This is a genomic window from Bosea sp. NBC_00550 (assembly GCF_026020075.1).
Lineage (GTDB): Bacteria > Pseudomonadota > Alphaproteobacteria > Rhizobiales > Beijerinckiaceae > Allobosea.
Genome location: NZ_CP102772.1, coordinates 545439 through 561419 on the forward strand (window position 1 = coordinate 545439; position 15981 = coordinate 561419).

Below are 15981 nucleotides of genomic sequence, written 5' to 3' on the forward strand. Positions count from 1 at the left end.
GCGACGGCTCAGGCCGCGTCGTCTGCCGGCTCCAGAGCGCGCTCGAGGATGCGCCTGCATTCCCCGAGCTCGTTCATCACGGCGGTCAGCACGGTGATGTCGTCGAGCCCTTCCGGGACAGGCTGGCGAGGTGGCGCAAAACCGGGCGCGGCCTCGTCGACCTGCATGGCCGCCGGGTTTTCGGCAGGCGCCGAGCCGGGTGCCGCCTGGCTCGCGCCGATCGGCCCTCCACGGCCAATCGCCTGGACATGGCGCGGCCCCTGCTCCTTGAGGATGCGCTGCAGGCCCTTGATCGTATAGCCTTCGCCGTAGAGCAGGCGCCGGATGCCCTTGAGCAGGGCGACGTCGTCAGGCCGATAGTAGCGGCGTCCGCCGCCGCGCTTCAGCGGCTTGATCTGGCTGAAGCGGGTTTCCCAGAAGCGGAGCACATGTTGGGGAATGTCGAGGTCTTCTGCGACCTCGCTGATGGTTCGAAAGGCATCTGGGCTCTTGGTGTCCAATTCGGCCTCGGTGTCGCCGGCGTGGAACTCCAGATTCACTCAGTCTCACCCTCACCACTCTGCCCGTTGATGCGGGCCTTCATCACGTTCGAAGGCTTGAACACCATTACCCGACGCGGCTCGATCGGTACTTCAACGCCCGTTTTTGGATTACGCCCGATTCGCTCGCCTTTGTCTCGCACGACGAAGGAACCGAATGAGGATAACTTCACGTTCTCGCCGCGCGCGACCGCATCGCAAATCTCGTCGAGTACCACCTCGACGAGCTTCGACGACTCCGTCCGCGACAAGCCGATCTTTTGATACACAGCCTCGCACAGATCCGCGCGAGTGACCGTTTGCCCCGCCATTCATATCCTCCAAGGCGTATTGCAGGCATCGGCGGTGACCGCCGGCCTTTCGCCATTACGGACGGCGGACGCTAGGCGCCCCCGTCGCGCGGGTCAATCCTCAAGCGTGGATCTTGCGCCGGCTTTGGGGTGAATCAACCTGAAATGGCTGAGAATCGTAACAATTTGCGCGATTTCGCTGCCGCAGCGTCACCAGCGGATCAGGGCCGAGCCCCAGGTGAAGCCGCCGCCCATCGCCTCGACCAGGACGAGCTGGCCCGGCTTGATCCGGCCATCGGCATGGGCCTCCGCCAAAGCGAGCGGGATCGAGGCCGCCGAAGTGTTGCCGTGGCGGTCGACGGTGACGACGACATTGTCGTGGCTGATGCCGAGCTTGGTGGCCGTCGCGTCGATGATGCGCCGGTTGGCCTGGTGCGGCACGAACCAGTCGATATCTGCGCCGGAGAGGCCGGTCTGCTCGAAAGTGTGGCGCACCGTCTCGGCGAGATTGTTCACTGCGTGGCGGAAGACCTCCTTGCCCTCCATGCGCAGGAAGCCGACGGTCTTGGTCGAGCCCGCGCCGCCATCGACGTAAAGCTTGTCCTTGTAGCGCCCGTCCGAGCGGATATGGGTGGTGAGGATGCCGCGATCGGCGAGCGTTCCTTCGCCTGGTGCGGCCTTGAGCACGACGGCGCCGGCGCCGTCGCCGAACAGCACGCAGGTGGCACGGTCCTCCCAGTCGAGGATGCGCGAGAAGGTCTCGGCGCCGATCACCAGGGCGATCCTGGCGCTGCCCGTCGTCAGGAACTTGTCGGCCGTCGCCAGCGCGAAGACGAACCCGGAGCAGACCGCCTGCAGGTCGAAGGCGGCGCCGCCATTGATCCCCAGCGCAGCCTGGATCTGGGTCGCCGTGGCCGGAAAGGTGTGGTCCGGCGTCGCCGTCGCCACGATGATCAGGTCGATCTCGGAGGGATCGATGCCGGCGTCCTCGATCGCCGCCTGCGCGGCCTTGAGGCCGACGATCGAAGTCGGCTCGTCATCGGCGGCGATGTGACGCTGGCGAATGCCGGTGCGCTGGACGATCCACTCGTCGGTGGTCTCGACGTGCTCGGCGAGTTCGGCATTCGTGACGACGCGGGCGGGCAGATAGGAGCCGCAGCCGACGACTTGTGAGCGCAGAATGGACAAGGACACCGTTCCCTATTCGGCGACGGCCGGCTGCGCGGCGGGCAGCTCGGGGCGCGTGCTTGCGGCGACCATCTCGCGGACCTTCGCCATCAGGTCCTCGCGCGCCATCTCGTAGCCGAGCTCGGCTGCGCTGGCGAAGCCAATGGCATCCGTGCCGCCATGGCTCTTGATGACGATGCCTTCCAGCCCCAGGAAGACGCCGCCGTTGGATTTGCGCGGATCAAGCTTTTCCCGCAAGGCGGCGAAAGCCCCGCGCGCAAAGACATAGCCGATTTTGGCCATCAGCGAGCGATTCATCGCCGCGCGCAGATAGGACGCGATCTGGCGGGCCGTGCCCTCGGCCGTCTTCAGCGCGATATTGCCGGTGAAGCCCTCGGTCACCACGACGTCGACAGTACCCTTGCCGAGATCGTCGCCCTCGACGAAGCCGTGATAGCTGAGATGCGGCAGGTTGCTCTCGCGCAGGATGCGTCCGGCCTCCTTGACCGCCTCGACGCCCTTGATCTCCTCGACACCGACATTGAGCAGGCCGACCGTAGGCCGGTCGAGATCGAAGACGACGCGCGCCATCGCCGCGCCCATCACAGCGAGATCGACGAGGTGGCGGGCATCGGCGCCTATGGTCGCGCCGACATCGAGCACGACGCTCTCGCCGCGCATTGTCGGCCACAGCGCCGCGATCGCCGGCCGGTCGACCTGCGCCATCGACTTCAGGCAGAATTTCGACATCGCCATCAGCGCGCCGGTGTTACCGGCCGAGACGGTGACATCGGCTTCGCCGGTCTTGGTTGCGTCGATCGCCCGCCACATCGATGATTTGTAACGGCCGTAGCGCAGCGCCTGGCTCGGCTTGTCGTCCATCTTCACCGAGACCTCGGTGTGGTGGAAGATCGTCACCGCCTTGAGCTTCGGATGCTGGTCGAGCAGCGGCAGAACCTGCTTCTCGTCACCGAATATCACGAAGCGTGCATCCGGGCGGCGCTCCAGCATCAAGGCGGCGCCTGGGATGACGATGGAGGGGCCGTGATCCCCGCCCATCGCATCGAGCGCGATTGTAACCGGTCTTGTCATGGAGTTCTGGCGTGTCCCGGATATGGCCGACCTTCGATCCGGGACGGCTCATGGCCGGCCGGACAATAGCGACTTGGGCGGCTGCCGCAAGCCGCGCAAGAGGCGGCGAAAGCTTCAATCACTGCGTTTCAGCTTGGCAAGAGCGGCGAAAGGCGATTGCGCGCCGGCCTCCTCGGCAGGCACTTCAAAGCTCGCGCCCGGCTTGCGCGGGTAGGGGTCGAGCGCCAGCGCCGCGAATTCAAGCGTGACCCTGCCGAGATCGATGACGCCGTCGACGATCGGCTCGGGCGGGTCGTCCTCGTTGAGCAGGACTTCGATGTCGATCTCGGCCTTGTCGCGCTCCGCGCGACGCGAGGCGGCTTCGTCCTCCGTCTCGGGCGCGAAGTCGAGCTTGACCGGCACGTCGAGCTGGACCGGAAAAGGATCGAGCGTGACGATGCATGTCTGATGCAGCCGTGCTGCGATTCGCCCCTCCAGCTTCACCCGGTCGCCGTTGCGGGACAGCTGATAGCGCGCCTCGAGGAATTCGAGCGAAGTGAGGCCGAGCATCGCCGCGATGGCCGCGAATTGCTGCGGCTCGGCGCTGACCGTGACCTCGGTACCGCGCTGGCGGATCGTCTCGACGCGGATCGGGTGACTCAGTGGCAGAACCGGCATGTGCTCAACTGTCATTGCGAGGCCTCCTCGCGAGAAAAAGCCGGAAACACATTCTCCTGGCTGAGAATGGCGGCAAGATCACGGTCGGCGAGCGCCGCCTGTGCTTGGCGGATATAAGCCGCGAGGCGAGGGGCGCCCTCCGGCGAGCAGGCATTGCGCCGCAGGGCTTCGGAGAGTGCATCGATCCCGGGGGAGGCCAGCGCCGCCTCATAGGCCTGGACGCGGCCATAGAACATCTGTCCGATCTTCTTCATGCGCTTGGGCACCGCGACATCGCTGATGCCACCATTGCGGAAGCCCAGCTCGAGATAGGCGAAGCAGGCGTCGATCAGCTCCTGCGCCAGCTCCGAGGCCGGCGCCGGCAGCTCGCGCAGGCGCCGCAGCACCAGCAGGACATGCAGCGCCAGCGATTCGAAACGGCCCTCGAAGCTGTCGGGAATGCCGCCCTCGATATAGAGGCCGGGCTGGCGCGACGCCTCGGCGACGCGTCCGAAGAGCGCATCCACAGGGGCGCGCCGTGACGCGCGCTTGCCGAACAACCCGAAAATCAACAGTCCGCCTCCGCCCACCGCTCTCGCGGGCGTCCTTGCCTTGCCAAAGCCATCCTCGGGCGTTACGCCAACCCTTACCCTTTTGACAAGCGGCTTGGGGTCCTCCCGAGCCGTGCTGCCCCGGATCGTGCCCGCATGACCCACACTACCCGCCGCACGGCTCTGCTCGGAGCCCTCGCGACCTCTTCCCTGTTGCTGGCCGGTTGTGGACCTGATGCCGGCGGCTTCGTGTTGCCAACCTCGACCGGGATGAACGATACCTTCACGCGCGGCTTCGTCATGGATGAGGGGTTGGTCGCGCAGATCAAGCCCGGCATGGATGTCCAGTCGGTGCTGCAGATCCTCGGCACGCCCTCGACCACCTCGACCGTCGGCAACCGCACCTTCTACTATATCAGCCAGACCGTGCGCCGCCGTTTTCAGTTCCAGGATCCGCAGGTCATCGACCAGCAGGTGCTGGTCATCTACTTCAACAAGAGCTTCAAGGTTGAGCGTATCGCCCATTACGGTCTGCAGGACGGCATCGTCTTCGACTTCATCAGCCGCACCACGCCGACCGGCGGCGAGGAGCAGAGCTTCCTGCGCAACCTCTTCCGCGGCGTCACCAAGTTCAACCCGCTCGGCAGCTAGGCGGCTTTCGCTTCGCGATGCAAAAACCCCGCGGCCCAGGCCGCGGGGTTTTTTGTTGCGGGCGGGACAGCTGATTTCGAAGACGCGCGGCTTTCGGCGTGCAAATCCTGCATCTGCATGCACGAGAGCGTCAGGAGAACATCTGGCGGGGTTGGCGGCTGCAGAAGTTTGTTCGGGACGGCCGTGCGTTTCTCCGGCGACAACTGCGCGCGAGATGGGCGCTGGCTGGATAAGGGAACGAACCCACCGATCCGCTTCTTCAGCCTCGCGAGAACGTCGCCAGGCCCCGACCGCGTTTCGCTGCCTGATCGGCGCGAGAGCCATGGGCGGCGTCGAGAGCTCGCCGCTGGTCAAGATCCGAAACCAGATTGCAGACGCTGCCACGCCGGGAGGGTTGCCGGAAAGGGTTCGCCAGCGATGAGAATGGGCCGATGTCGCCCTAGTAAAGGCTTTCGATCGCGGTTGTTGGGTTAGGTCGGGTACGCAGAACTCAAACAGCCCAGCGCGACGCGCTGGGCTGTTTCAGATACAAATCCCTGGTATCAGAATTTGTAATTCACGCCGACACGAAGAAGACCACCGCCACCGCTCCCATCGCTGGTTGCGGTATAGGTTCCGGCCGGAAGCACGCCGCCCGGCGCATTGACAAAGGCGCGGCTCTTTCGGCCTTCGCCCGTATCGACATAGAGACCTTCGATTTTGACGGTCCAATTGTTGGTGAAGGCGTATTCGACACCGCCGCCGACGGTCCAACCGGCGTTGCTTGTTGCGTCACCGGTCAACGGGTTGGTGTTCAGGCCGCCATAGGCCAAGCCACCCGTGACATAAAACAGCGTTCGGTCGACAGCGTAGCCTAGACGGGCTCGGACGGTCCCGAAGTAGCTACCGTCACCGCCGCCTCTGCCAGCCCACCACGAATAGCCTCCCCAGGAGACGTTGCTGTTCGTCCCAACGTACTGGATGTCGGTCTCAAGGCCGTAAACGATTGAACCGGATTGCCAGTTATAGCCGATCTGGCCACCGCCTACGAAGGCACCGTCGCCACCGCCCCCGCCCAAGATGCCGGACGAACCGGGCGTTGGTCCGGTGACGATGACGTCGCCGGAGTCGGCCCAGCCCACGCCCGCATTGAGGCCGACGTAGAAGCCGGTCCATGTGAAAATGGGCGCATATATAACCGGGGCCGGGGCCGCGCGAGGCGGAAGATCGGCCGCGAAAGCCGAGGAGGCCAGGCATGTCGCGAGAAAGGTAGCGGATACAAGGCTTAAACGCATGATATCCTCCCACGGTGGTCATTCACCGCCTAAATCGTTGCATATGAAGCTAGAGTGGTAAACCTGAACGACTGGCGATCTTCCAAAGCAGCCCAAGAAATTTCTGTTAAGTGATATTTCGACAACTTGCCAATGCCGGGAATCGCGCCAGGCGCCGAGCGTTCTGGAACGGAGAAGGGCAGCAAAGTTGACCTATGATAAAATATTGGCCCCGGCGGAATGAGGGTAATCGCGCCTACTTATACAGATGCGGCTGCTCTTGGTGACTGGGCGCGAACGCTGATTCCTGGCCAGGCAGGGGGGCGATTCCATGAGCATCGGCAGTCCGTCTGCTTCGATATTGATGGTTCGGACTGCGCCAGAACCCAGTGAGGCAGGTCCGGGCTGACACGAGTGGCACAGTCCCACTTCTCGTCCCGCCGCTTCCAGCTCGCATGACGACTGGCGCAGGCCCCAGTTGGCCGTATCTCGGAACGGCCGCTGATCAACACGGCGCGGCATCGTCGGCCGCCGTCGCGCGGACGATCAGGCCTTCGTTAGCGCACTTGGCCCACAGGGATGGAAAGCCGAGGAGGCGGATCGCGCTTTGTCCCAAGCGTTGAAATTTCCGTGTGCACGGGTGCTTTGACGAGAATCGCGGATTGCTGCGGGAGAAAATCCGAGGTCACAATAGGAACCCCGGGTGAACCCAAGAGACAAAAAACAGCGCCGGCCCTTCGTTTCGAAGGGCTCCTAAGGGGCTGATTTTCTTGGGTTTTATGGTCGGAGCGAGAGGATTCGAACCTCCGACCCCTTGTCCCCCAGACAAGTGCGCTAACCGGGCTGCGCTACGCTCCGACGGGTCGGCTTATAGTGGCGGGTCGCTGCAGATGCAATGCGCTTCGCAACGATCTTGAGCGCTCCTGCCTCCGAAGGTCCGCGGGAGATCGCGGTAACGTTATTTTGCACTGCAGCAAAATCGGGTGTCTCCCCCAAATGGGGGGTGCGGATCGCGCTTCCTTGGCGCAATCATGCCGGCGCGGTGTGGGAAACAGCAGTTATGAAACGCAGGCATCAGATGTCGATTATCGTGAGACGCGCCCAGATCCGCCGTGCCGCAGCCGGCAGGAAAGATGCCTTTCCGCCGCAGGAAGCCGGGCACCCCAGGCTCCGGCTGGTCTTTTCGAACAGCAGTCTCGAATATCTCAAGGCGAAGCCGGGGGACGAAGCCCGATCGCAGCCCCTCGAATAGACGCGCCATCGGCTCGCATCCGGCGATGCGGCCGTTCAGCAATCAGTCATCCGCAGTTTTCTTTCATGCGGCCGCGGCGGACGCTATGTTCGTTGCGCGAAGGGCGTATGCGGGCGGGGTCGTGTTGAGGCAGGACTGGTTCCATTGCGAAGATTGCGGCTCTCCCGGGGTATCGATTCCTCGGTTGCTGACCGCTTGCAGCATCGTCTCTTGCGCCAATTGCGGCCGCACGATCGGTTCCTGGGCGGAGTATCGCCGCCATATCGATCAGGCTCTGCGTGCGGAGCAGGCGCGCAGGGCAAGCCCGCTCGTCGTGGCGGATCCCATCGGCGTCGCGTAGCCGGGATTGAAGCAACCGAGCCGCCGCCCAGCGCAGGCCGCTGAAAGGCCCTTAGTGGCTATCTTTGATTGCCACAGGTTCGGACAGGGCAGGGCGTGCTGCCTGGGCAGCCGGGTTGGGCAAGGCCGCCAGACCCCAGATCAGGCCGAGCATCAGGTAGAAATGGCGCCAATGGTCGGTATCGATCTGCAGGCCTTGCAGGATCGTGACGAACAGGACCGGCCATAGCACAACGGCATGCTGCTGCCAGGGCCGGCGCTGCAGGACGAGGCGCCAGCCGACATAGCAGGTCGCGGCCATCAGCCCCAGCCACGCCATTCCGCCCAGCCATCCATAGGAAGCGAAGGCGTTGATGTAGACGTTGTGAGGATCGTCGGTGAAGTACCAGCGAAAGCGCAGCGGCCCGAGGCCGTTCGGCGTATCGAGGAGAAGCGGGATCGAGCGAAGCTGGTTGCCAAAACGCCCGGTCACACCCTGGTCGTAGCTCTGGTCGAGGCTTGCCCGGGTCTCGAAGACATCGCGGATGTTCTCGAAGGAGAGGGCGACGGCAAGCGCGGCCGCGGCCGCCATGAATGCGACGAGCGTCAGCCGGACGACACGGCCGCGTTTGGCGGAGCTGGGAGCCGTCAGGAACGTCAACCCGACCATGAGGATGGCCGACGCCACCAGATTGCCCCAGGCCCCGCGGGAAAAGCTCAGGAAAAGCGCGAGGAGCGGGAGGCTGACCAGGACAAGCCCGCGAAAAAGCCCGGACTGCCCGGTCAGGACGCGGTGAAGCACATAGAGGATCGGCAGGACGAGGAAGGGCCCCAGGACGTTCGCGTCCTTGAAGGTGCCGGAAGCTCGCCCGTAGAGCGTGAAGACGCTGCCGAGACCGGCAATGTCGAAATAGCCGAGCACTGCGGCTAAACCCGCGCACCAGGCAGCGAAGAGATAGCCCTTCCACAAGGTTTCCAGCCGGCCCAGCGCATCATCCGCCATGATCGCGGCAAAGAAGATGCAGGTGATCATCAGATAGACCGAGACGGCCGTGAACCGGACGGAATCGGCCTCCTCCAACCATGGAATCAGCGAGAAGATGCCGCCGATGTTGTAGAGCAGCAGCAATACCGCCAAGGGCAGCAGCTTCTGCGAGAAGCGGATGCCGGTGACCGCGAAGACGAAGAGCGTCAGCAGGAACACGAACTCGTAGGGCGAGGGCTCGATCAGCGCGAATCCGCTCGATGCACCGAGGAGCCACAGCGTCGCGCGCTTGATCGCGGCATGTGAGATTGCGAGCCGGCGGGCCGGCGCCTGCTGCGACGGATGCTCGGCGAACGCGCTCAATATGCGTTCTCGTTCTTGGTCAGCAGCGAGAACGGCGTCTTGAACAGGATGTAGAGGTCGAGCAGCACCGACCAGTTCTCGATGTAGTAGAGATCGTGCTCGACGCGCCGCTGGATCTTCTCGTCCGTATCGGTCTCGCCGCGCCAGCCGTGAATCTGGGCCCAGCCGGTGATGCCGGGCTTGACCTTGTGGCGGGCGAAGTAGCCGTCGACGACCTGCTCGTAGGCGCGGTTTGCCGTCGAGGCGTGAATGGCGTGCGGGCGCGGGCCGACCAGCGACAGGTCGCCCTTGAAGACCACGTTCAGCAACTGCGGCAGCTCGTCGATCGAGGTCTTGCGGATGAAGCGGCCGACACGCGTGACGCGCGGGTCGTTCTTCGTCACCTGCGTGGCTGCCGCATAGTCGCTCTTGTCATGATAGAGCGAGCGGAACTTGAGGACGTCGACCGTCTCGTTGTTGAAGCCGTAGCGCTTCTGGCGGAAGAACACCGGCCCCTTGGAGTCGAGCTTGATCGAAATGGCGGTCGCCAGCATCACCGGCGAAAGCGCGATCAGCGCCAGCACGCCGACCACCTTGTCGAACATCCATTTGACGACAATGTCCCAGTCCGCGATCGGCCGGTCGAAGACGTCCAGCACGGGGACGGTGCCGAAATAGGAATAGGAGCGCGGCCGCAGCCTGAGTTTGGACAGATGTGCCGACAGGCGGATGTCGATCGGCAGCACCCAGAGCTTGCGCAGCATGGTCAGCAGCCGCGCCTCGGCCGAGATCGGCAAGGTGAAGATGACGAGGTCGAGCTTGGTCCGGCGGGCGAACTCGACGAGATCGTCGATCGTGCCGAGCTTGGGATAGCCGGCGACGAGATCGGGCGAGCGCTCGTCGTTGCGATCGTCGAAGACGCCGCAGATGCGCAGACCCGTATCCCTCTGGCTCTCCAGGGCCCGGATCAGCGCCTCGCCGGCCTCGCCGCCGCCGACGATGGCGGTGCGCCGCTCCAGGCGGCCGTTGCGGGTCAGATGACGCACGCCGAGCATCAGGGCGATCCGGCCGCTGAGCAGTGCTGCGGCGCCGGCGAAATAGAAGCCGATCAGCCAGCCGCGCGAAACCTGGTCGCTGACCTTGAGGAAAAAGAAGACGGCTAATGTGATGAGGAACAGCATCGTCCAGCCGGTCAGCAGCCGGACCGCGCTGGGAAGGATGCTGCGCAGCGCACCGATCGGATAGAGCTGCAGGGCCTGGAAGACAGCGAGCGCGCCGATCGCCAGCGCCGGGATGGCGATCTGGTAGGGCAGGGCATAGTCGACCCTGCCGGCGACATAGAGCCAATAGATCAGGGCGCCCGTTCCTGCCACGGCAAGCGCATCGACGAGCCGGGTGACCCCTTCGATCATCACCGGCGAGAGCGTCGGCTTGACCGGGATGGCGGCGATGCGCTCGGCGAGGGGATGAAAACGCCGCGTCTGGCCTGCATCCGGCCCGCCGAGCATCGTCGGCGTGGCCGAGGCGGCCGCGTCCGCCTTCATCATGTCGCGGACATCGAAAGTCCCCATGGCGTCCATCCTCAACCCGGACGCAGCGCCGGGGCGCGGGCGATCCCGGTCGCGGTCTATCCGAAATTGCTCACGGAACGCTTAATCCGACAGCTCGTTGTTTTGCGGGATCGGTAGGAGATCTGCCGAAATCCAGGCGTTCCGGACCCGAAAAAGCGATCGTGGCCGACGTTGAAAACCATTAACGCAAAATCCTGATTTTGTCTCGGCGTGCCAATGGCTTGGCTGCAGGAAAAGTCACGTATAAATCAGGTCGATTCCCGTAAGTTATTGTTATTGCAAGTTATCGCGTGTTGACATTTGGCCTCGTGAAAGGCATATTCGGTCTCGATGAGTGTCTGAGAAGCATATATCGCCCGTTCAGGGCCTTGCGTCGGGAGCGTTATTTCGCTCATGGCGCCGATTGTCGAGGCTGGGCCTCAGCAACCGCTTCTTTTCGGACCTATCGATTTAAAACTCTAACGATTGCTTGGCTGTCCCTGCGTTGCATCCGCAACGTCCAGCGCCCGCTTCGCCTGTGTGCAACATGTCTTTTCATTGGTTGGTTCTGCTCGCGGCCATCGCCGTCGAGATCGTCGCGACGGCTGCGCTGAAGTCGGTCGTCTCGGCACCATGGCTCGTCGGCACGCTGCCGCTGATCCTCATCGGCTTTTCCTTCGTTCTGCTCAGCATCGCGTTGCGCGTCATTCCGATGGCGGTGGCTTATGCCGTCTGGGAGGGACTCGGTATCGTCGGCATTGCCGTCATCGGCCATATCCTGTTCGGGGAGCATCTGACGGTTGGCCGCGCCCTCGGCCTCGCCGCGATCCTGGCCGGTATCCTTCTCATCGAGGCCGGTGTCGGCCATGGCCGCAAGCAGGACGAGCGGCTCGCCGATGGGAGGCTTGTGTGAATGCCTCGTTCATTCAGGCCGCTCCCTTCCTCTGGCTGCTGCTGGCAGTCGCCTTCGAGATCGCCGGCACCTACCTGCTGAAGCTGTCGGACGGGATGAGCCGCCGCCTGATCGGCACGGGCGGTATCGTGTTCGTCATGGGCGCCTTCGCGGCCCTGGCGCAGGCGATCAAGGGCATGGACCTCGCCGTCGCCTACGCGGTCTGGGGTGGTGCGGGGCTCGTGATCACCGCGATTATCGGCGCGCTGGTCTTCGGCCAGCGCATCCGGCCGATCGGCTGGCTCGGCATTGTCCTGGTCATTGCCGGAGTGGCCGCGTTGAAGCTGGTCTGACGTCGCCTCAGATCGTGCAGCGCGCGGCCATCGCGTCGCGATAGGCATGGATGACGCCGTCGACCATCGAGTCGAGGCGGAAGTTCTCCCGGACATGCGCTGCCAGGTCGACGGCCTGGGCCAGTCGCTCCGCCTCGGGTGTCGCGAGCATGCTGCGGATCGCCTCGGCGAGGATTGCCGGGTCATTGGCCTTGATCAGCCGGCTGCTGTGCCGCGATCCGTAGATCTCGCCGATTCCGCCGACATCGGTGGAGATCAGCGGCTGCGCGGCGGCTGCAGCTTCCAGAATGACGTAGGGCAGCGACTCAGCGCGCGACGGCAGCACCATCACATGCGCTCGCGCGAGCGCCTTGCGGATGGGACCCGGCGGTTCGAAGACGCATTGATCGGCGATGCCGCGCTCAAGCGTCATCTGCCGCAGTTCGGCCTCGTCCGGCCCGGAGCCGACGATCAGGATCCGCGGCGTCAACCCGTCGCGCCGGCGCAGCAGTGCAAGGGCGTCGATCAGCGTGTCCACCCCTTTGGCCGAGCGCAGCTCGCCGAGATACAGCAGGTCGAACCGAGATTCCCCATGGTCGATCGGTTCGAACTCCGCATCTGAGACGCCATTCAGGACGATGCGGTGGTCGGTCCGCGGCGGGTGGCCGATATAGGCTTCGAACCGGCCGGCGATGAAACGGCTCTCGAACAGGAAGAGGTCCGTCGCGCGTTCGAGCAAGCGCTCGACCGACATATAGACCTTATGCTCTGTGCTGCCGGGCTTGTAGTTGAAGCTGCCGCCATGAGGCGTATAGGCTGTGATGTAGCGTCGCCGGGGTGAGAGCAGGGCCGGAAGCCGGCCATAGACGCCGCCTTTCGAGCCGTGGCAGTGCACCACATCGGGAGCCAGCCGGCGCTGCAGCGATATCGCCGACAGCTGTGCCTTGGCGTCGGCCAGGCTTGGATAGCGCGACATCGGCACGCGGGTCACGCCGAGCGTCAATTGACCCGACAGCTCCCGGAAAACGTCGGTGGCCCGCTGCCCCCCGGTGTTCGCGTCGCAGAAGATGCCGACGGCATGCCCGCGTTCGCATTGGCCCCGCGCCACGTCGAGAACGTGACGAAAGAGGCCGCCGAGAGGGGCGCGGAAGACATGCAGGATTCGGAGAGGGCGCGGTTCGGCGGCATCCGTCATGGCAGGATTCCGCGCGACCTCAGAACCAGCGTTCCTTGATGACGATGGTGTCCCCGGGTTGGACCGGATAGGTGATCGGCACGATCGCCGTGACGGTCTGGCCTTCGATCTGGCGCGTGATTTCCGCCGAGGAGCGTTGGCCCCGCGGGGTAAATCCGCCCGCAATGGCAACCGCGGTCTGCACGGTCATGCCGTTCACGAAGGGGAACTGGCCGGAATTGGTGACCTCGCCCAGCACGAAGAAGGGGCGATAGGTGTCGACCTCGACCGAGACCTTGGGCTCGCGCAGATAGCCGCCGCGCAGCTTGGCCTCGATCGCCTGGGCGAGCTGCTGGGTCGTGCGCCCTTGTGCCTCGACGGTGTTGATCAAGGGCATGGAAATCCGGCCGGAGCCGTCGACGGCATAGATGTTCGACAGATTGTCCTGGCCGAAGACGATGATGCGCAGCCTGTCGCCGCTGGCGAGCCTGTACGGGCCTGCCGGCTCGGCAAGCGTATAGTCCGACGCCGCGTACTGGGGCGCGCAGGCGCCCGTCAGCATGGCGGCGGCCAAGGCGAGAGAGGCGAGGCGTCGACTCATCACAGGCTACCCATGCACGATATGCCCGAGCTTTAGGCGTGATATGGTTAACAAAGGCTTCCCGCAGTCGGTGGCAGCCGGAAGCGCGCCATCTTAACTGGGCAATAACCTTACTGAGGCTTCAATGACGCTGCGTCCTGCGAAGGGCGCGGGAGTTCTGCGTCCAGAGGTGTGTCATGACCGCTCAAGCTGGGATTGAGGCGCGCGGCGTCGGCGAAAGCCGGGGCGACATGCTCGACCTCTCCGCTCTGTGGGTCGCGATCAAGCGCCGCAAGCTCTGGATCATCGGGCCGACGGTTGCCGCGCTGGGTCTGTCCTTCCTCGCGGTCAATGTCGTGACGCCGCGCTATACGGGCGAGGCGCGGCTGCTTCTCGAAAACCGCGGCGGCTTCTATGCGTTGCCGGGCCAGTCCTTGCCGGACAGCTCCGGGCAATTCGATTCCGAAGCCGTGCAGAGCCAGGTCCAGGTCATCATGTCGCGTGATCTGGCGCGCGAGGCGATCAAGCGCATCGGCCTGGTCGGCAACCCGGAGTTCGACTCCGGCGTCGGCGCTCTCAGCGCCGCGCGCAAGCTCGCCGTGATGATCGGGCTTGGCGGACATCCCGCTGACCGTTCGCCGGAAGAGCGTGTCATCGAGAAATACTTCGAGCGGCTGCTGGTCTTCCCGGTCGGCCGTTCGCGCATCGTCGCGATCGAGTTCACCTCGCGCGATCCCGCGCTCGCGGCGAAAGCGGCGAACACCATCGCCGAGACCTACCTGGAATTCCAGGAGGCGGCGAAGCAGGACAATGCCCGCAGCGCCTCCAACTGGCTGTCGACCACCATCGAGCCGCTTCGCAAGCGCGTCGCCGAGGCCGAGGCCAAGGTCGAGGATTTCCGCTCGAAGAACGGTCTGCTGGTCGGTTCCAATAACACGACGATCACCTCCCAGCAGCTCACCGATCTGTCGAGCCAGCTTTCGGCGGCCCGCAGCCAGCAGACTGAGGCGCAGGCCAAGGCCGGCCTGATCCGCGACGCGATCAAGCAGGGCCGGACCTTCGAGATCCCGGATGTCGCCAATAACGACCTCGTCCGCAGGCTGATCGAGCAGCGCGTCAATCTGCGCACGCAGATTGCGGCGGAGTCGCGCAGCCTCCTGCCCGAGCATCCCCGGATTAAGGAACTCAACGCCCAGCTCCTCGATCTCGAAGGACAGTTGCGCGCCGCGTCCGAGCGCGCCGTTCGCACGTTGGAGAACGAAGCCAAGATCGCCGGTCAGCGCGTCGAGAGCTTCCAGGCGGCGCTCGAAGGACAGAAGAAGAGTGCCTCGTCCGCCAATGACAGCGAGGTGCAGCTGCGAGCGCTCGAGCGCGAGGCGCGCACCCTGCGCGACCAGCTCGAGCAGTACATGCAGCGTTATCGCGAGGCGGTGGCGCGGGACACGATGAATGCCACCCCGGCGGACGCCCGTATCATCTCGCGGGCCGTCGAGCCGACCGAGCCGTCCTTCCCCAAGAAGGTCCCGGTCATGCTCGTCGTCACGCTCGCGACCTTCCTGATCGCGCTGGCGACGATCGTCACGCGTGAGCTGCTCGACGGTCAGGGGCGGCCCTTGCCGGGTGCCCCGCGCGGGCCGCGCTGGGTTGCCGCGGGCGCGAACGAGGACGAAACCGCACAAGCAGGGCCCGCACCGCAGGAGCCTCGCCGCGAGCGCGTCGCCGGCCTGCTGACCCATGCCGGGCGCCTCGGCCAGGTGCGGCTCGATCTCGACCGTCCCGAGCGGACGCTTGCCGAGATCGCGGAGCGGACGCAGGAGCCGCCGCGCGGCATGGCGCCGATGGCGCTCGTGCTCGATGGCGGCGGGGAGGGCGCCTCCAACGCGCGTGACCTCGCCAAGCTGTTGGCGCAGCGCTGCCGTTGCATTCTCGTCGACCTGACGGCGGATGACGAACAGGGCGAGCCCGGCTTTTCCGAACTCCTCGCGGGCGAAGCGCTGTTCTCGGACGTCATCATGCGGGCGCCGGGATCGCGTCTGCACAGCATCGGCCCCGGCAGGGCAGGTCGCGCCGCGGTGCTGGCGGCGCCCGATCTCGTCGATGTCGCGCTCGATGCGCTCTGCGAAACCTATGACTGGGTGCTGGTCGCGGCTGCGTCCAGCGACGACGGTGCCGTGCTCGGCCCCATCGCCCGGCGCGCGCAGGGCGGGCTGGTGATGAGCGGGCAGGTCGGGAACGGCCACGCCCTCGAAGCCGCCTACCGCTTGAGCGAACTGACCGAAGCGCCGGTCACGATAGTGCTCGATGCGGAGAGCGGTGTTTCCATGGCATCTTCGCCGCGCGTCGAGGCGCCGGCCGAGGCCTGAGCGCTACGGCTGCT

The 15981-nt window shown here is 64.8% G+C and carries 15 protein-coding genes and 1 tRNA gene; 4 read left to right on the forward strand and 12 right to left on the reverse strand.

All coding sequences use genetic code 11. The features are described 5' to 3' along the window. Nucleotides 1-8: 8 nt before the first annotated feature. The 6 genes from NWE53_RS02610 to NWE53_RS02635 all read right to left on the reverse strand — a co-directional run bounded on the left by NWE53_RS02610 (nucleotide 9) and on the right by NWE53_RS02635 (nucleotide 4296). A complete protein-coding gene (locus NWE53_RS02610) occupies nucleotides 9-539 on the reverse strand; it encodes a MerR family transcriptional regulator (protein ID WP_442864938.1) in 531 nt (176 codons plus the stop codon). Next, nucleotides 536-850 carry an integration host factor subunit alpha gene (locus NWE53_RS02615; RefSeq protein WP_265052837.1) on the reverse strand — a complete coding sequence of 105 codons (315 nt, stop codon included), beginning with the start codon at nucleotides 848-850 and terminating at the stop codon, nucleotides 536-538. The genes NWE53_RS02610 and NWE53_RS02615 overlap by 4 nt, the downstream gene beginning before the upstream one ends. 189 nt (nucleotides 851-1039) lie before the next feature. Further along, nucleotides 1040-2017, reverse strand: a complete 978-nt coding sequence (locus NWE53_RS02620) for a beta-ketoacyl-ACP synthase III (RefSeq protein WP_320109575.1) — start codon at nucleotides 2015-2017, stop codon at nucleotides 1040-1042. A 12-nt stretch (nucleotides 2018-2029) separates the two neighbouring features. Further along, the gene (gene plsX, locus NWE53_RS02625; RefSeq protein WP_265052838.1) at nucleotides 2030-3088 is read right to left on the reverse strand and encodes a phosphate acyltransferase PlsX; all 1059 of its coding nucleotides are present in this window, start codon (nucleotides 3086-3088) and stop codon (nucleotides 2030-2032) included. 114 nt (nucleotides 3089-3202) lie between these two features. After that, entirely contained in the window at nucleotides 3203-3760 is a 558-nt protein-coding gene (locus tag NWE53_RS02630; protein WP_265052839.1) for a YceD family protein, read from the reverse strand. Next, the gene (locus NWE53_RS02635; RefSeq protein WP_265052840.1) at nucleotides 3757-4296 is read right to left on the reverse strand and encodes a ubiquinol-cytochrome C chaperone family protein; all 540 of its coding nucleotides are present in this window, start codon (nucleotides 4294-4296) and stop codon (nucleotides 3757-3759) included. Before NWE53_RS02635 ends, NWE53_RS02630 begins: the two co-directional genes overlap by 4 nt. A gap of 135 nt (nucleotides 4297-4431) precedes the next feature. On the opposite strand from NWE53_RS02635, the gene NWE53_RS02640 reads away from it, so the two are divergent. Continuing rightward, the gene (locus NWE53_RS02640; RefSeq protein WP_265052841.1) at nucleotides 4432-4926 is read left to right on the forward strand and encodes an outer membrane protein assembly factor BamE; all 495 of its coding nucleotides are present in this window, start codon (nucleotides 4432-4434) and stop codon (nucleotides 4924-4926) included. Between the two features lie 542 nt (nucleotides 4927-5468). On the opposite strand, the gene NWE53_RS02645 is transcribed toward NWE53_RS02640, so the two are convergent. The 4 genes from NWE53_RS02645 to NWE53_RS02660 form a co-directional block, all read right to left on the reverse strand. Then, nucleotides 5469-6200 (reverse strand): outer membrane protein, encoded by a 732-nt coding sequence (locus NWE53_RS02645; protein ID WP_265052842.1) that lies wholly within the window; start codon nucleotides 6198-6200, stop codon nucleotides 5469-5471. 759 nt (nucleotides 6201-6959) lie between these two features. Next, nucleotides 6960-7037: transfer RNA gene (locus NWE53_RS02650), tRNA-Pro, on the reverse strand. A gap of 785 nt (nucleotides 7038-7822) precedes the next feature. Further along, on the reverse strand, nucleotides 7823-9097 hold the full coding sequence (locus tag NWE53_RS02655) for an O-antigen ligase family protein (protein ID WP_265052843.1): 1275 nt from the start codon (nucleotides 9095-9097) through the stop codon (nucleotides 7823-7825). Continuing rightward, on the reverse strand, nucleotides 9094-10647 hold the full coding sequence (locus NWE53_RS02660) for an undecaprenyl-phosphate glucose phosphotransferase (RefSeq protein WP_265052844.1): 1554 nt from the start codon (nucleotides 10645-10647) through the stop codon (nucleotides 9094-9096). The genes NWE53_RS02655 and NWE53_RS02660 overlap by 4 nt, the downstream gene beginning before the upstream one ends. Nucleotides 10648-11173: 526 nt before the next feature. Here NWE53_RS02660 and NWE53_RS02665 point away from each other — a divergent pair. Further along, complete coding sequence (locus tag NWE53_RS02665; RefSeq protein ID WP_265052845.1) at nucleotides 11174-11539, forward strand: DMT family transporter; 366 nt, start codon at nucleotides 11174-11176, stop codon at nucleotides 11537-11539. Then, on the forward strand, nucleotides 11536-11871 hold the full coding sequence (locus NWE53_RS02670; protein ID WP_265052846.1) for an SMR family transporter: 336 nt from the start codon (nucleotides 11536-11538) through the stop codon (nucleotides 11869-11871). The genes NWE53_RS02665 and NWE53_RS02670 overlap by 4 nt, the downstream gene beginning before the upstream one ends. Before the next feature lie 7 nt (nucleotides 11872-11878). Here the strand turns inward: NWE53_RS02670 and NWE53_RS02675 are convergent, their stop codons facing one another. Together NWE53_RS02675 and NWE53_RS02680 are read right to left on the reverse strand one after the other, a co-directional pair. Continuing rightward, entirely contained in the window at nucleotides 11879-13045 is a 1167-nt protein-coding gene (locus NWE53_RS02675) for a glycosyltransferase (protein WP_265052847.1), read from the reverse strand. A 19-nt stretch (nucleotides 13046-13064) separates the two neighbouring features. Continuing rightward, nucleotides 13065-13625: a polysaccharide biosynthesis/export family protein gene (locus NWE53_RS02680; RefSeq protein ID WP_265052848.1), complete on the reverse strand. Its 561-nt coding sequence runs from the start codon at nucleotides 13623-13625 to the stop codon at nucleotides 13065-13067. A gap of 176 nt (nucleotides 13626-13801) precedes the next feature. On the opposite strand from NWE53_RS02680, the gene NWE53_RS02685 reads away from it, so the two are divergent. Beyond that, the gene (locus tag NWE53_RS02685; RefSeq protein ID WP_265052849.1) at nucleotides 13802-15967 is read left to right on the forward strand and encodes a GumC family protein; all 2166 of its coding nucleotides are present in this window, start codon (nucleotides 13802-13804) and stop codon (nucleotides 15965-15967) included. The last annotated feature ends 14 nt before the right edge of the window (nucleotides 15968-15981 follow it).

Excerpts from the sequence above, each read along its gene's own strand:
- NWE53_RS02630 (WP_265052839.1), bottom strand. The coding sequence starts at position 3,760 with ATGACAGTTGAGCACATGCCGGTTCTGCCACTGAGTCACCCGATCCGC.
- NWE53_RS02675 (WP_265052847.1), bottom strand. The coding sequence starts at position 13,045 with ATGACGGATGCCGCCGAACCGCGCCCTCTCCGAATCCTGCATGTCTTC.
- NWE53_RS02660 (WP_265052844.1), bottom strand. The coding sequence starts at position 10,647 with ATGGGGACTTTCGATGTCCGCGACATGATGAAGGCGGACGCGGCCGCC.
- NWE53_RS02680 (WP_265052848.1), bottom strand. The coding sequence starts at position 13,625 with ATGAGTCGACGCCTCGCCTCTCTCGCCTTGGCCGCCGCCATGCTGACG.
- NWE53_RS02645 (WP_265052842.1), bottom strand. The coding sequence starts at position 6,200 with ATGCGTTTAAGCCTTGTATCCGCTACCTTTCTCGCGACATGCCTGGCC.
- NWE53_RS02640 (WP_265052841.1), top strand. The coding sequence starts at position 4,432 with ATGACCCACACTACCCGCCGCACGGCTCTGCTCGGAGCCCTCGCGACC.
- NWE53_RS02615 (WP_265052837.1), bottom strand. The coding sequence starts at position 850 with ATGGCGGGGCAAACGGTCACTCGCGCGGATCTGTGCGAGGCTGTGTAT.
- NWE53_RS02685 (WP_265052849.1), top strand. The coding sequence starts at position 13,802 with ATGACCGCTCAAGCTGGGATTGAGGCGCGCGGCGTCGGCGAAAGCCGG.
- plsX (WP_265052838.1), bottom strand. The coding sequence starts at position 3,088 with ATGACAAGACCGGTTACAATCGCGCTCGATGCGATGGGCGGGGATCAC.
- NWE53_RS02665 (WP_265052845.1), top strand. The coding sequence starts at position 11,174 with ATGTCTTTTCATTGGTTGGTTCTGCTCGCGGCCATCGCCGTCGAGATC.